Origin of the sequence: Paenibacillus sp. FSL A5-0031 (assembly GCF_001956295.1) — a bacterium.
Lineage (GTDB): Bacteria > Bacillota > Bacilli > Paenibacillales > Paenibacillaceae > Pristimantibacillus.
Genome location: NZ_MRTD01000034.1, coordinates 18,102 through 34,413, shown reverse-complemented (window position 1 = coordinate 34,413; position 16,312 = coordinate 18,102). Strand labels below are relative to the sequence as shown.

The 16,312-nt window shown below is 46.1% G+C and carries 8 protein-coding genes; all 8 read left to right on the top strand.

Annotation, left to right across the window (positions count from 1 at the left end):
- Positions 1–523 precede the first annotated feature (523 nt).
- Positions 524–5,836, top strand: a complete 5,313-nt coding sequence (locus tag BK120_RS32880; RefSeq protein WP_076271686.1) for a choice-of-anchor I family protein — start codon at positions 524–526, stop codon at positions 5,834–5,836.
- A 384-nt stretch (positions 5,837–6,220) separates the two neighbouring features.
- Entirely contained in the window at positions 6,221–9,025 is a 2,805-nt protein-coding gene (gene ppc / locus BK120_RS32875; RefSeq protein WP_076271685.1) for a phosphoenolpyruvate carboxylase, read from the top strand.
- Between the two features lie 246 nt (positions 9,026–9,271).
- The gene (locus tag BK120_RS32870) at positions 9,272–10,426 is read left to right on the top strand and encodes a S1C family serine protease (RefSeq protein WP_076271684.1); all 1,155 of its coding nucleotides are present in this window, start codon (positions 9,272–9,274) and stop codon (positions 10,424–10,426) included.
- 401 nt (positions 10,427–10,827) lie between these two features.
- Complete coding sequence (sigW, locus tag BK120_RS32865; protein WP_054025284.1) at positions 10,828–11,394, top strand: RNA polymerase sigma factor SigW; 567 nt, start codon at positions 10,828–10,830, stop codon at positions 11,392–11,394.
- A 210-nt stretch (positions 11,395–11,604) separates the two neighbouring features.
- Complete coding sequence (locus BK120_RS32860; protein WP_076271683.1) at positions 11,605–12,243, top strand: zf-HC2 domain-containing protein; 639 nt, start codon at positions 11,605–11,607, stop codon at positions 12,241–12,243.
- A 143-nt stretch (positions 12,244–12,386) separates the two neighbouring features.
- Positions 12,387–13,229 (top strand): diadenylate cyclase CdaA, encoded by an 843-nt coding sequence (gene cdaA, locus BK120_RS32855; protein WP_076271682.1) that lies wholly within the window; start codon positions 12,387–12,389, stop codon positions 13,227–13,229.
- On the top strand, positions 13,222–14,625 hold the full coding sequence (locus tag BK120_RS32850) for a CdaR family protein (RefSeq protein ID WP_076271681.1): 1,404 nt from the start codon (positions 13,222–13,224) through the stop codon (positions 14,623–14,625). Before cdaA ends, BK120_RS32850 begins: the two co-directional genes overlap by 8 nt.
- Before the next feature lie 62 nt (positions 14,626–14,687).
- Complete coding sequence (gene glmM, locus BK120_RS32845; RefSeq protein ID WP_076271680.1) at positions 14,688–16,028, top strand: phosphoglucosamine mutase; 1,341 nt, start codon at positions 14,688–14,690, stop codon at positions 16,026–16,028.
- Positions 16,029–16,312: the final 284 nt, after the last annotated feature.

The following is a 16,312-nucleotide window of genomic DNA, read 5'->3' as shown; positions in this document are numbered from 1 at the left end:
TATGTAGAATTAACGGACATGAGATACCTTATTTGCCGAAATTCCGTCCTTTTACAGATCTAACGGACATAGGATCTCTTATTTAGTTTCAGGATGCTTAGTTTGGCTACTTTTTGAGCTATTAACGCATCCTATGTCCGTTAGATCCACGTAATGAGCTTGAATTCTCGAAATAGCGGATTTCATGTCCGTTAAGGTTAAAGGTTAAACATGAACAACATAACAGCAGTTTCCAATATTGAGCCGAAAATATTATATGTGCAAAGATAAATAAACATATCAAACAAAACATCCCGTCTGGAAGCTCTCAGCGGGCTGTTTTGTTTGCCCATACACTAAAGTTGTTAAACATGTGCTTTGACGAGGTTTGGAATGGCTTATCAAGTGTTTTATCAATCACTCCACCAATAACCCCCCACCAAACCCCAAGCGCTTTACAAAAGCTTCATGGAACATTAATCATTATGAAATAAAAACTCTCTACAATTCTAGTTAACATAATAGATATGGGAGTGAGTGAAACTTGAAGATCTATAGTAAAAGGTTAATATCATTATTATTAGCTACGGAAATTACGGCCAGCATGGTGCTGGCAGGCGGGCCAGTCATGGCTGCCGGATCACCGCTATCGGGGACGCCTTACGCAGTAGACAGCGCCTATAATGTAGCCACCCCGCACATTGTCATTAATCAAGTATATGGCGGTGGATTGAATAAGGATACTGAAATACTGTTATCTCATGGATTTATTGAGCTTTATAATCCGACGGATAGTGATGTCAATCTTGCTGGTTGGTCGCTGCAATATGCGGATCGGGGCTCCAGTGCAACGACAGGTGCTACTCAGGCTTGGGAAAAGCTTAATTTGTCCGGGACGATTAAAGCACATTCTTCTTTTCTAATAACAGGAGCTTCTACAGGTGCTGCAAATCCTAAAGTAAATCTCTCTGCCAAAAGTGATCTTACTTGGGAGCGTTTCATTAACAATAAAGGGATGAAGGTTGCTCTCATGAGCAATCAAACTTTACTGACTGATCCTAATCCTTTTGACACTAAGCCAGACGGCTATGTAGATATGGTAGGTACAGGAAGCAATGATAAGGATAGCAATATCGACGGATATGAGACTGCATTCCCTACGGGCTCAGCAGAAGGCACATCGAAGAAAAAGTCCATTCGCCGCAGCAACTTCTTAGATACAGACAATAATAAAGCGGATTTCAAACAAGTCGATTATGAGTTAGCTACAGGCGATGCATTACTAGCAGCAATACCTCGCAGCGGTGCTGACGGCGCATGGGGGCCGGGTGTTGTTCAGCCGCTAGCCATTACTACAGCGTCTCTTGCTGATGGCTTTGTTGGATCTCCATACTCTGCGGTTATACAAGCTACTGGTGGAAACACGCCATATACCTTTACTGCAACTGGCTTGCCAGAAGGACTTAGCCTTGCGTCAAATGGTGCTTTAACGGGGACACCGACCAAGGCGGTATTAAATACTAATGTGACGATTACAGCGACTGACAGCACGGCAGGTACGCCAGTTAGCATAGTTAAGTCGTTAGCGTTTACCATTCAATCCAGTATAGCGCCAGCAACTCATGTTCTAATTAATGAAGTATATGGCGGCGGCGGAAAAATTAATAAAGATACTCCGCCAGCAGCATCTCCGTACTTGTATGACTTTGTTGAGATCTACAATCCGACTGCTTCGCCAATATCACTTGCAGGATATCATTTAAGATACAGCAATAAAGGTGCTACAACGGTACAAGGCTATGATTTTGAAGAAGGTGCGGTTATTGCTCCTCATGATTATTACCTCGTTCGCCTTGAAGCAACTTGGGGCAATACGAGCGATAAAAATTACGGAGATCCTTACCTAGCTGATGCATATGCAAGCACGAAAGAGCAATCCATCGGCATGTCTGATGTGGATGGCTCAGTGGAATTATTTCAAGGAGTGTACTCTACTTCGGCAGTTGTTGATGCGGTAGGCTTCGGTGCGGTTCAAACTAAACTGCATGAAGGCACATCTGTAGGGAATGGAGCTTCACTGCCAGCGGCTGTTAAAGGCGTGCGCCGCATTAACTTTCAAGATTCCAACAACAATGCTGCTGATTTTGCAGTAGTGGATCCATCGCCTACGCGAGGTGGGAAAACAGAGGGAACCGTTGATGTCATTCCTGATTTTGTGAAGCTTATCGGTTCACTCCAGAAGAATACAACAGACAAAGCGGTAACGGTTGAAGGTTTGGTTACAACTCCGTCCGTTAAATCGGATAACAGCCAAGCAAATGCAGTGCGTTATGTACAATCGTTTACGGGCGCAATTGCTGTTGAAGGCATGGACCCATCCATCCCGGTAGGTGCAGAGGTACGCGTTTCTGGGACGGCTGGTCTTCATGACGGCGAAGTGCGGGTAAAAGGCAACTTACAGGTAACAAGGCTGAACAATAAAATTTTTAGCATAGTGGCGGAAGATACGTTCGATAAGTCTATGCTTAACGTAGATAAGCTTAGTTCAGTAACAGCTGATATGTACGGCAGGAGAGTGACAACTACAGGCAATGTAACTGCCATGGACAAAACGGCTAATACGATTAAGCTTGATAACGATATGTTGCTTTATGTGAATGGAGCGTTTCCGAAGGTTGAAGTTGGGGACAATGCACAAGCTACTGGAACCATTGGAGTTTTTGGCAGCGAAGTTAGATTGGCTGTAGCAAGCTCAGCTGCAGATATGATCATAAAGCCAGCGTCCGCTGAGTTTAAAGATACGCTCAATATTTCAAAAATCGGAGAGTATTCAGTAGGCCAATTCAATAAAGATGGCGGCGTTGCCGAGATCGTGAAATTCAACAAAGACAATGGAAAATTTTATTTGGTTAACGGCTCCGGTGATCCGCCAAGCCTAGATATTGTCAGCTTAGGAAGCGGGAACGGAACGCTAATTAAAGAAAAAACGATACTTGTTAAGCCGATGGCCGAGGTTGAAGGTTTTGTATACGGTGATTTAACTAGTGTAGATATTAATACGACAACTAAGCGAGTTTCTGTCGCAGTACAAGAGGCGGATCCACTCAAGCCAGGTAAAATCATCGTACTCGATTATGATGGTAATTTAATCTCAGCCTACGCTGCTGGTGTACAACCGGATATGATTAAGTCAACAGCTGATGGAAAGTATATCCTTACTGCGGATGAGGCGGAGCCGCGCAATGGTACAGATGATCCTAAAGGAAGCGTAACGATCGTCAATACAGTAAACAACAAAGTTACCCATGTACTCTTCGATGATCCGTCCGTTATCGAGGATGGTGTTCATATTCGCGGCAAAGTAGATCCGGCAGATGGAAAAATTAAATTGAGCGGAACAAAAGCAGACGCTGTGTATGATCTGGAGCCTGAGTATATCACTCTTTCGGATGATAACAAGACAGCCTATGTGTCATTGCAAGAGAATAATGCAATTGCGATTATTGATATCGAAACGAACAAAGTGACGGCTGTAAAAGCACTCGGATTAAAGGATTATAATGATCCGCGCAATTCTCTCGACGTTCTAAAAGACGGTGCGATTAAGTTGGAAAATGTACCGTTTAAAGGGATGTACATGCCTGACGGTATCGCATCTCATACGATTAACGGTCAAACGTACCTTTTTACAGCTAATGAAGGCGATGTAACGGAATGGCCGAACCGTACAAACGGCAGCACGATAGGTGCATTAAAAGGAAAGCTTGATCCGACTTCAGCGGCAGCGATTTTCCTAAAGGGCAAGACTGCTTATGATGGTATTGAAGTCGCAAGCGATATGGGCAATGACGGCATTTACATGTATGGCGGACGTTCTTTCTCTATCTGGAATGCGAACTCGATGGAGCAGGTCTATGACAGCGGCAACGATTTTGAAACGATAACGGGCAATCGCTTACCAGCATTCTTTAACACAAGCAACAGTAAGACAGCTATTGATGATCGAAGCGGCAAGAAGGGACCAGAACCGGAAGATATTAAAACGGGGAAGGTTGGCAATAAGGTTTTGGCATTCGTTGGTCTTGAGCGCATCGGTGGCTTCATGACCTATGATGTAACAGATCCTGCGCATGCGGCATTCGCTAATTATACAAATACTCGCGTGTTCAAAGACAGTCAAGGCAAGGACAACTTAGATACAGATACTGGCCCAGAAGGCTTGGAGTTTATTCCGGCTAACATTAGCCCAACTGGAATGCCTTTACTCTTGGTTGCTTATGAGGTAGGCGGCAAGGTAGGCGTATATCAGCTGAATGTAACGAAAGTAACGATGGATAAGGCTTCCCTTTCCTTAAAAGTTGGAGATGCTGCATCTAAGTTGGTTGCAACTGTCCAGCCTGTAGGCGGAAGCTCTGCTGCTGCAATATGGACTTCTTCTAATACAGCTGTGGCAACTGTAGATTCAAATGGAAATGTCACAGCGTTAAAAGCCGGAACAGCGGTCATTTCAGCAGCGAGTGCTGACGGATATGGTCTCGCTGAGACGAGTGTCACGGTTACTTCAGGTGACATCGTAACTCCATCGCCAACACCGAATCCATCGCCGACGCCTGCACCTTCTACAAAACCTGAAGATGCTGGAGTGACGATCGTAAATGGGGAGACCGTAAAAGCAGTAAGCACGCTTAAAGCTGAAACGGATAACAGCGGTAAGACAACGGCAACGGTAACGTTAAATCAATTGGATGCAGCAATAGCTGCATTAGATAAAGCATCAAACGGCAAGCCGGCATCCATTGAGTTTAAAATAGCGGCTAACACAGACACCAAGTCAACGGCTATCAAGTTTGAGGAAAAAGCGATCGCTAAGCTTGCAGCTAAGGGATTGAAGTCGCTGGATGTTAATGCAGGACTCGGAATCGTTTCCTTTGATGCTAAGGCTATTGGAACATTGGCGGCAGCCTCAGGGAATGGCGAGCTTTCCATAGCGGTCAACAAAGTGGATGTTTCTAAGCTGTCTAGTGCGATTAAGGAAACGATCGGCAGCCATCCTGTGTATGAGTTTGATGTGATCGGCGGAAAAACAGCGATTACCGATTTGAAGGGCGGTAAAGCAAGGGTAAGCATTCCTTATTCTCTTCAAGCAAACGAAGACAGCCAAGCAGTAGTCATCTACTATATTGCAAATGACGGCAAACTTATCAATGTACCTAACAGCGTGTACGATAAGTCGACAGGTCAATTGCAGTTTACGGTAAGCCATTTCTCTACTTACGGAGTTGGCTACAATCATGTGGCATTTTTGGACACGGCATCAAGCTTTGCGAAGGATTCTATCCTTTACTTATCTTCCCGAGATATAATCGGCGGCTTGGGCAATCAAAAGTTTGCTCCAAAGGCTAACATGTCACGGGCTGATTTCACACTCATCCTTGCAAGAATTGCTGGCGCTCAACTGGACGGTTACACGTCATCTAGCTTTAAGGACGTGAAGTCATCCGATTACTTTGCAGGGGCGGTAGCATGGGCGGCTGAAAAAGGAATTGTCGGAGGCGCTGGAGATGGCAGCTTCAATCCTAAAGCCAATATTAGCCGTGAGCAAATGGTGGCTATGATTGCAAGGTTCGTTAATGTCATGAACTTTGATTTGCCTGCGCAGACAAATGCTATAGCGTTTGAAGATGCATCATCTATTGGAGCCTTTGCGAAGGAAGCAGCAGCTGCAGTGCAGCAGGCGGGAATCATTAACGGCAAGATCTATGCAAATAAGGCAGGCAGCTATTTTGCACCGAAGGATTTGGCTACCCGTGAGGAAGCAGCAAAAATGCTGGCGAAATTAATTCAATTAATGGCATAATTCGACTTGAGCAAGACCGCAGCGCCCTTCAGTTAGAGGTGCTGCGGTCTTTTTCATAAGAGGGTTAATTTATGGGATTAAACCAGCCTTTTTGCTAATTTATTAAGCATCGTTAACTTAACTGAAGCGGGTTGTCTTTCGCAGTTATTATTTACCGGAAACATAAGCAGCAAAAAGGAGCGGGTTATATACTCTGCTTGCGTGAATCTGTTTTTGTTAGGATTGGCTTCAGGGCTTCAACCCTGTAGGTTTTTGTAGTATGATGGTAGAAGTCAAAAAAACGTTCATGTTGTACAAGCAAGCTTTCGAAGCGATTACTGCTTCGGAAAACAAGTAAATGCTTACGGAGCGATCGTTGCTTCGCAAAAATTTAGGAGGAACAGTATGTCGGATCAATCTGCATCTACTTTGACCACAAATCGGCAGCAGGCTAACAATTTGCTGCGACGCGATGTCCGGTTTCTAGGCAACATTCTCGGTGAAGTTCTTGTTCATCAAGGCGGCCGCGAGCTGCTTGAAATCGTAGAACGGATTCGTGAACAAAGTAAATCTCTTCGCGCTGAATTTGTACCGGAATTATTTGATCAATTTAAAGAAAATGTATCATCGCTTAACCCGGAAATACGTCATCAAGTGATTAGAGCGTTTGCCATTTATTTTCAGCTTGTCAACATTGCAGAGCAAAATCATCGGATTAGACGGAAACGTGATTACGAGGTTTCTGCTGGCGAAGCGGTCCAACGCGGCTCCATTGAGAGCGCGGTTCAAGATCTGAAGGAACGCGACATTGCAATCGAGGAAGTTAGAGATATTTTGAGCAATATTTCGCTGGAACTAGTAATGACTGCACACCCGACCGAGGCAACTCGCCGCGCGGTGCTTGATATTCATAAACGGATTGCTGTAGATGTGATGGAGCTGGATAATCCAACACTAACTTATCGCGAGCGCGAGAAGCTGCGTGAGAAGCTCATGAATGAGGTTCTTATTTTGTGGCAAACAGACGAGCTTCGTGACCGCAAACCAACCGTTATCGATGAAGTTCGTAACGGCTTGTACTATTTTGATGAGACATTGTTCGAGGTGCTTCCTAATGTTTATGAAGAGCTTGAACGCTGCCTAAGCAAATACTATCCAGATGAGAACTGGCATGTGCCTGATTACTTACGATTCGGCTCTTGGATCGGCGGCGATCGCGATGGCAACCCATCCGTGAAAGCTCAGGTAACTTGGGAAACGCTAACGCTGCACCGTCAGCTGGCTATTCGCAAGTACGAAGAAAAACTAGGCGAGCTTATGGACCTTCTCAGCTTCAGCACAAACCTTGTCGAGGTATCGGCTGAGCTTATCGATTCGATTCGATCGGATCGCGAGCATGTTGAGCTTAAGTGCGTCGAACTTTGGAGAAATACGAAGGAGCCATACCGTATTAAGCTTGGCTTTATGCTAGAAAAGCTGGCTAATACACGCGATGAATCGCTTAAGGGTTCGCAAATGCGTTACAACCACCCGGAAGAGCTTCGCGAGGACTTGCTCGTTATCGATCGCAGCTTGCGTCATCACTACGCCGATTATGTAGCAGATACAGCACTTGCTAAGTTAGTACGTCAAGTGGAGCTGTTTGGTTTCCACCTTATGGCGCTTGATGTTCGTCAGCATAGCCAAGAGCATGAAAATGCGATGGCTGAAATTTTGGCGAAAATGAATGTAGCAGCAGATTATGCGGCACTTCCTGAAGAAGAAAAAACAGAACTGCTTCACCGTCTCCTAAATGATCCGCGCCCGCTTACTTCGGGGCATTTAGATTACACGGAGTCCACGCGTGAATGCTTGAATGTATACCATACGATTTACCGGGCGCAGCAAGAGTTTGGCGTCAATTGTATTTCAAGTTATCTGATTAGTATGACGGAAGCGGCAAGCGACATGCTTGAGGTTATGGTGTTTGCGAAGGAAGTTGGCTTGTTCCGCAAGGAAGCAGACGGCACGATTCGTTGTACACTGCAATCGGTACCGCTATTTGAAACAATTGATGACCTGCATGCAGCACCAGCTATTATGAAGCAGCTATTCGAAATGCCGATCTACCGTCAAGCGGTAGAAGCTCGAGGCAACCTGCATGAAATTATGCTTGGTTATTCCGATAGCAACAAAGACGGCGGAGTTGTTACAGCGAACTGGGAGCTGCGCGTAGCGCTTAATGAAATTACAGCTGCCGGCAAAGAGTACGACGTTAAGCTGAAGTTCTTCCACGGCCGTGGCGGAGCGCTTGGCCGCGGCGGCATGCCGCTTAACCGCAGTATCCTTGCACAACCGCCACATACGGTTGGCGGCGGCATCAAAATTACCGAGCAAGGTGAGGTTCTATCCTCGCGTTATTCGATGCAAGGTATTGCATACCGCAGCTTGGAGCAAGCAACTTGGGCGCTGATTACGGCTGCTCGTCTGGCGAAATACCCAGAGCAAGCACCGCAAGCAGAAGCGGAGTGGGAAGAAATTGCACGTACGATTTCCGAGACGGCACTCGAGAAGTATCAGGATCTTATTTTCCGCGATCCAGATTTCTTGACGTACTTCAAGGAGTCGACACCACTTCCTGAGGTCGGTGAGTTGAACATCGGTTCACGTCCTTCCAAACGGAAAAACAGTGATCGTTTCGAGGATTTGCGCGCCATCCCTTGGGTGTTCGCATGGACGCAAAGCCGCTACTTGCTGCCGGCATGGTACGCCGCTGGTACTGCAATGAAGCAATATACTGGCGACGACGAGGAAAAGCTGAACACGCTGCGTACGATGTACGAGAAGTTCCCGTTCTTCCGCTCGCTAATTGACAATCTTCAAATGGCTCTTGCTAAAGCAGATTTGCTCATTGCGAAGGAATATGCAGATATGATTAAGGATAAAACGATCCGTGATCGTATTTTTGAGCAAATCGAAGAAGAATACAAGCTTACATCTGAGCTTATTCTTAGCATCACAGGCCAAACGGAAATTTTGGATAATGTTCCTGTTATCCAAGAGTCCATTCGTCTGCGCAATCCGTACGTCGATCCGCTTAGCTACATGCAAGTGCAGCTGCTAACTGAGCTTCGTGCACTGCGTGATAACGAGGAAGATGATCCAGAACTGCTTCGCGAAGTACTTCTGACGATCAACGGCATTGCCGCAGGCCTTCGGAATACGGGCTAACTGCTCAAACTAATCGCTTAGGCGAATATAGAATAGCTACAAAGCCAACCATGGTATTTACTGTGGTTGGCTTTTTTTCGTTTAAAGCAGCTGGAAGGCCTTGTTGTGAGAAGCTAGAAAAACAAACTACAATCAGAACTCTATTTTTCTTATGTTCTTTTATAGTCCACTTAAGTTTTGTTTAAGGTACATCCTGCATGATAGGTACATAGGAAACAGACACCTACTATTGAGAGGATGATAGAGATGAACGAGGAAAACAAACGCTCAGAAACGAGCGGTGATACTTACACGTCGAACCATACATCGAATGAAACGAACCGGACTCCTGTCACTACTTATATTTATGAATCCAACAAATCAACAAATGAGCTAAGAGCTTCGTATGAGAGGGAGCTTGGGCTGGGACAAGATGGGAGCGGAAGCGGGTCAGGGTCAGCAGCAGGCGGTAAAAAACGTTCAAAGCGTGCGGGCGGCAGCTCGGCAAAAACGCTGCTTGCATCGTTCTTGATTGGCGCTCTCGTCATTGGCGGTTTCTCCTACATGGCAGATAAAAACAATCTGTTCAGCGGAGGGGAACAAACCGTTCAAAACTCGGGCTCCAGCGTTGTTAGCAATTCAGGACAGCAGGATGCTGGCTTGTCTACAGCATCGCTAAGCTCAAGTGAAGATATCGCTTCCGTCTATAAAGCTGCGAGCCCCGCAGTTGTGAAGATCGAAAATTATGGGGAGCCAGCACGTTCGAACTCCATGTTCGACGATCCACGCTTTCAACAGTTTTTTGGAAATGGCGGGTCGGGCAGCAACGGACAACAGCAAGAATCGCAAGAACAGCAGCCAGGCAGTTCAAATCTTGAGCTGGTAGGCTCGGGCACAGGCTTTTTCTTCGAATCGGACGGTTATATTCTGACTAACGAGCATGTAATTGCTGACGCGAAGGAGGTTAAAGTAACGGTTCAAGGTTATGACGAGCCTCTAACAGCAAAGGTGCTTGGTTCGAGTTACGATCTAGACTTGGCTGTGCTTAAGGTGGAAGAGCCTAATGGCAAAGCATTCCCGTCACTTAAACTGGGAAGCTCTGACCAAACGCGAATCGGTGACTGGGTGATGGCGATCGGCAATCCATATGGCTTCGATCAAACGTTGACTATGGGCGTGTTAAGCGCGAAAGAGCGTCCAATTACGATTGCAGATGAGCAAGGGAACCATAATTACGAGCATTTGCTGCAAACGGATGCCTCTATTAATCCAGGGAACTCTGGAGGACCGCTTCTCAACGAGAAGGGAGAGGTTATCGGTATAAACACGGCTGTGAACGCTGAGGCGCAAGGCATTGGTTTTGCGATTCCTACAACGACGATTACGAAGGTGCTCGAGCAATTGAAAACCAATACACTTTAATAAATACAAAGTGCATGAACAACTAAGGTCTGGGAACATTACGTTTCCTAGACCTTTTTTTGCTTTATTTTAGCGTTCCTAGCCGAAAGTCGAAAAAACAACTAGCCTCAGGTCGATTGCTGACTGAACATCAAACCTATATAATTATTAGAACGGTTAGTATTTTTTGGAGCAAACGGCAATGAAACCTGAACCTGATGTACGTACATTGCTGCTCATGACTATGAACATTACGGCTAATTAGGGTCGATGCTCATATTGGAAGTATCTTTCTCAATTGTCTTGCTTTTTCAGCCCATGTGCATTACGATTTTTCTAGGGTGTATGGATGCGGACATTATATATTTATAAAATAGAGCAAGGCGATCAGTCGATCGAATGGAAGGTTTGGAGGAGTTTAGGTGATTGTATTGGAAGCACGCCTGGCGAAGTTATCGCTTAAAGGCGATCAGCAGGCTTTTGCTGAGCTTGTAGACCTCTATCAAGACAAGCTCTTTCATATGGCTTATCGAATGTTAAACAGCCGCCAGGAAGCGGAGGATGTTGTACAGGACACGTTCCTTCGCGTTTACAAAAACCTGGATAGATATGATGAAACGTTAAAATTTTCAACTTGGATATATAGAATTGCTACGAACTTATGTATTGATCGACTGCGCAAACGCAAACCGACCTATTCGCTGGATGCAGAGTCATCGGATCATGAGGGACTGGATGGCTACTCCATGATACCGAGTGATAATCGGACGCCAGAATCAGAGCTGCTTCTCTCGGACACACAGCGCATTATACATGCGGCTATTGCTTCACTGCCACCGAAATATAAGAGCGTGATGACGCTTAGATATATGCAGGACCTGTCGTTGCAGGAAATAGGCGATGTGCTGGACATGCCTGTCACGACGATCAAAACGCGGGTTCACCGCGGCAGGGAATTTCTTCGGAAGAAGCTTGAGCATAAGTTATAATTACAAATAATGATACAATCCTCCAAAGGAAAGCCATGTCTAGCGCAGACATAGGCTTCTTTTTGGGAGAAATTCAAGCTAATTCCTTACCTGCAAAGGATTACTTACGCGATTACGAAAAAAAGTGAAACATCCTTCTTGCTAGTAACGTATCCTAATAGCGAGATAAGAACTTAATGCGCGAGCAACTGAAAGAAAGGACTGGCTGCTATGAATTGCAACGTCGCTATCGTATGGATGCATGATTATTTGGACGGCGAGCTGCCGCGTGAAGATATCGTTACGTTAAAATCTCATTTGCTTTCCTGTCCCGCTTGTCGCAGCCGGTTTGAACAGCTCCAGAAGACGGACGCCGCGGTGTTCCAGACTTTAGAAGCGATTAAGCCTGCCGCGGATTATGACAAGAAGGCATCCGAGCTTTTAAATGAACGAATTATGCAGCAACTGCCGAAGAAACAGAGCAAGCAGAGAAACCGCATCGTACGTTTTATTTATCGGTACCCCGGAGTAACAGCAGCTGCTGTTTTTGTACTCGTTATGTTAGGCAGCTTCTTCACGATGTGGGAAGAGGATACCAAGCTGATTGTTGCAGGCGAGGATCTTCAGCAGGTCATCATAGAAGGAAATACAGTTATTGTGCCAGAGGGTGCTCATTTAACGGGAAATTTGACCGTAGAAAATGGAATAGCCGATGTTAAGGGCGAGGTGGACGGCAACGTAACTGTCATTGACGGAACCTTGAACTTAGCTTCAACCGGCCATATCGCGGGTCAGAGCAGAACGATTGACCAAGCGCTCGATTGGTTCTGGTACAAAGTAACGCAAACTTTTGGCGGTAACGCTCGCTAAAGCAAGCTGCCTCCCTGTTGCAGGGGGGCGTTTTTTAATTTTTTTTTGAAAAAAAGGATTTCCAATCCCATATATAGAAAATAATAAAGTTGAAAACCGATAATTAGACAATAATAAGGGGATCGGCTGTTGGGGGTTGGCATATGAGTTATTTCTCAGATTTAACATGGCATGACTATTTAAAGGATATTATAGACGTTGGTATAGTTAGTTATATTATTTATAAAATGATTTTGCTTGTGCGCGGAACAAGGGCAGTTCAACTTTTAAAAGGGATCGTCGTACTCGTCGCTGTATGGGGGCTGAGTACATGGTTCAATTTGTATACGTTGAAATGGTTAATGAACCAGATGTTCACCTTCGGAATTGTGAGCGTGCTGATTATTTTTCAGCCTGAGCTGAGACGCGTGCTTGAGCAGCTTGGTCGTGGAAAGCTGTTCGCGCGGTCATTTTCACTTGATCGGGATGTCGTCAACGAACAAATTGACGGCGTAATTAAAGCTGTCCGTTTTATGGCAGAACGAAAAATCGGGGCGTTAATCGTATTTGAGCGGAGCACAGGCCTCAGTGAATTGATTGAATCGGGCATCCGTATGGAATCGAAAATTACATCGGAGCTGCTGATTAACATTTTTACACCGAATACACCGCTGCATGATGGAGCTGTCATTATACGCGCTAATCAGATTATGGCGGCGGGCTGCTACTTGCCTCTATCGGAAAATCCTTTTATAAGCAAGGAGCTTGGAACTCGCCACCGTGCCGCGATTGGAGTAAGTGAAGTAACGGATGCAGTGTCCGTAACCGTCTCGGAAGAAACGGGGCAAGTGTCATTGTCTCTAGGAGGCATGATCGTACGAGATATTAACGAGGAATCGCTGATTTCGAAGCTCTTTGATGAGCTGACTCCGAAGACGACAGGTCGTACGAAGGAACGTGTAACCATATCGTCTCTTTGGAAGCGGAAAGGAGGCAGTGATGGATAAATGGCTAAGTCACCCCACCTCTCTCAAAGTAATATCCGTCATAGTCGGATTGCTGCTCTGGGCTATCGTACATATTGATCCGGACACCTCACCGCAGACGGCGACATCAAATATTGATACCAAAACGATAGAAGCATCGGTTATTACGGCAGATGGCCTAGATACAGATAAGTACGTGCTTACGGCGATGGAACCTACCGTCGTGCGGCTAGATGTGCAGGGCAGGTTAACTGTTTTGTTCAATGCTTCTTCGAAAGATGATTATAAGGTTCAAGTGGACTTGAAGGGCGTAAAGCCCGGCATACAGGAGTTGCCTTTGACGGTAAAACTGCCGAAAGGGATTACGCTTGTGGAGATGTCGCCGCGCACCGTTACGGTTCAGATCGAAGAAATTGTAACGAAGCCTTTTGAGCCGCAAGTCATTGTGGAAGGCAAGCCGGCAGACGGTTATATTGTTGGAGCATCGACGATTGTAGCACCGACAACAGGTGTACAGGTTACGCTGCCTAAGGATGATATGAGCAGAATCGGTGCTGTTACGACGGAGATCAATATTGAGGGTGCAGATAAAACGGTTGTTAACAAAAAAGCAAAAGTAATCGTATACGATGTAGACGGTATCGAAATGACAAATGCGATTGTTTCACCAGAAACGCTGCATGTCGAGGTCAAGGTAACGCCTCCGCTGAAGGTACTGCCTCTACAGGTGCGCTATACGGGCACTCTGCCTGAGGGACTGAGCTTAGTATCGGTGAAGCCGGCAATTGACAAGGTGACCGTATACGGCGAGCAGAAGCAGTTAGACGAGCTGCAGGTTTATGATGGAGTCGTGCTTGATCTCTCGAAGGTGAAGCAAACAGGAACCATTCGCGTGAAGACGGAATTGATTGATGGAATAAAGGCAATTGATCCAGCAGAGGTGGAGCTCAATGTCGTAGTAGCTCCCGTTAAGAATAGAACACTTACAGGACTTGATGTAGCTATAGAAGGTATCGCAAACGGGCTGTCGGCTGTTATACGGACGCCGGCAAACGGTAAGTTTGATTTAACCGTCAGCGGAGCAGATCCGGTGTTGTCTACGCTAAAGGCATCGGATATTAGCATCATTGCCAATGTAGAAGGTCTAGGTGTAGGCACGCATGTCGTAACGCTTCAGGTTGATGTGCCAGCGTATATTCAGACCGTACTGGCTGAAGGTCAAACTTTAACGGTGACGATAGAAATTACCGACAACTCTGTACCAGGATCAGGATCAGGCGGAGACAACTCCGAGGAGGTCGGAGGCACTCCGACAGAGGAGTCTCCTCCCCCTGCTACGACACCGCCTCCAGACACCAGTGAGGAGACTGGCAATGGTGGCGGAAACGCAGCAGGCGGTTCAACTACGAATCCATAATCATCAGAGCGGAATATGTATATAACAACGAAAGCAATATATTACAAAGGAGCTTTTTAAACATGGGGAAATATTTCGGTACAGACGGTGTTCGCGGCGTAGCCAATCGTGAGCTTACACCTGAGCTAGCATACAAAATCGGCCGCTGCGGCGGCTATGTTCTAACACACAAGGCTCAAAAGCCGAAGGTGGTTATTGGCCTTGATACACGGATTTCTGGCCCAATGCTGGAATCTGCACTAATTGCGGGTCTATTGTCGATTGGTGCAAGCGTTGTGCGTCTTGGCGTCGTATCCACACCGGCAGTTGCTTATATTACGCGTGAGCTGAACGCTGACGCTGGGGTTATGATTTCCGCATCACACAATCCTGTAGAGGATAACGGCATTAAGTTTTTTGCTGGCGACGGCTTTAAATTGTCGGATGATACCGAACTCGAAATCGAACAATTAATTGATGCTCTTACAGATGAATTACCGCGGCCTGAGGGCGGAGATATCGGAGCGGTATCAAGCGATAAAGGCGCTAAGCAGCGCTATTTGGATTATTTGAAAACAACGATTAAAGGCGAATTCAAAGGCTTGAAAATCGTGCTGGACTGCGCGAATGGTTCCGCTTATGAGCTGGCTCCTTCGGTATTCCGCGAGCTTGGAGCGGACATTATAACGGTAGGCGCTGAGCCGGATGGTTTGAATATTAATGCTGGCGTTGGTTCGACGCATCCAGAATATTTGCGTGAGCAGGTACTGGCGCATGGCGCAGACCTTGGGCTTTCTTTTGACGGGGACGCTGACCGTTTGATTGCTATTGATGAAAATGGCGAAGAGGTAGACGGCGACTTTATTCTTTGTATTATTGGCGATGCGATGAAGCGTGAAGGCAAGCTGAAAGAGGATACCATTGTAACGACGGTTATGGCCAATATCGGCTTCTTCAAGGGAGCAGAGCGCATTGGCTTGAAGACAGCACAAACGGCAGTTGGCGATCGTTACGTCATGGAAGAAATGCGTCGCGGCGGCTTCAATCTAGGCGGCGAGCAATCCGGCCATGTTATTTTCCTTGACCATATTACGACTGGCGACGGTATTCTCACTGCCCTTCAGCTCGTTGATACGATTGCAGCCTCCGGCAAGAAGCTAAGCGAGCTTAAAGGCCTTATGCGGAAATACCCGCAAAAGCTTGTTAACGTACGCGTAGCGGACAAGAGCTTGTACCAAGGCAATGCAGCGATAGAAGAAGCGGTGAAACGTGTAGAGCTAGAACTTGGCGACAACGGCCGCGTGCTTGTTCGTCCATCGGGTACGGAATCTTTGATTCGCGTTATGGCGGAAGGACCAGAGAAGGAACAGGTCGAGGCTTACGTTGATCAAATTGCAAATGTCGTTAAAAGTGAACTAGGTTAATCATAGAGAATAATGGTGTCGAAGGCCTGTCGGTTCTTGTAGCCGGCGGGCTTTTTTAGCATTATTTTGGAAAATGGACGAGTATATTTTCCGTGAAAGGTTGCACAGCAGCTGGAAAATGAATATGATAGGTAGTGTGATTCAAGAAGGAAAGCGAGGATAGAGGTTATTTAAGCAAGATAAGCGCCAGAGCTTGCGTGATGAATGATCTGTGGTAGAGCTAAGATAGATTAGCTTGAAGCGGGTGTTCATACGGGAAGCTGACGAGGTGAAGGTGTTCGAAA

Bases quoted from the DNA above. Each gene is read 5' to 3' on its own strand.
- ppc (WP_076271685.1), top strand. From the start codon at position 6,221: ATGTCGGATCAATCTGCATCTACTTTGACCACAAATCGGCAGCAGGCT.
- BK120_RS32870 (WP_076271684.1), top strand. From the start codon at position 9,272: ATGAACGAGGAAAACAAACGCTCAGAAACGAGCGGTGATACTTACACG.
- BK120_RS32860 (WP_076271683.1), top strand. From the start codon at position 11,605: ATGAATTGCAACGTCGCTATCGTATGGATGCATGATTATTTGGACGGC.
- cdaA (WP_076271682.1), top strand. From the start codon at position 12,387: ATGAGTTATTTCTCAGATTTAACATGGCATGACTATTTAAAGGATATT.
- BK120_RS32850 (WP_076271681.1), top strand. From the start codon at position 13,222: ATGGATAAATGGCTAAGTCACCCCACCTCTCTCAAAGTAATATCCGTC.
- glmM (WP_076271680.1), top strand. From the start codon at position 14,688: ATGGGGAAATATTTCGGTACAGACGGTGTTCGCGGCGTAGCCAATCGT.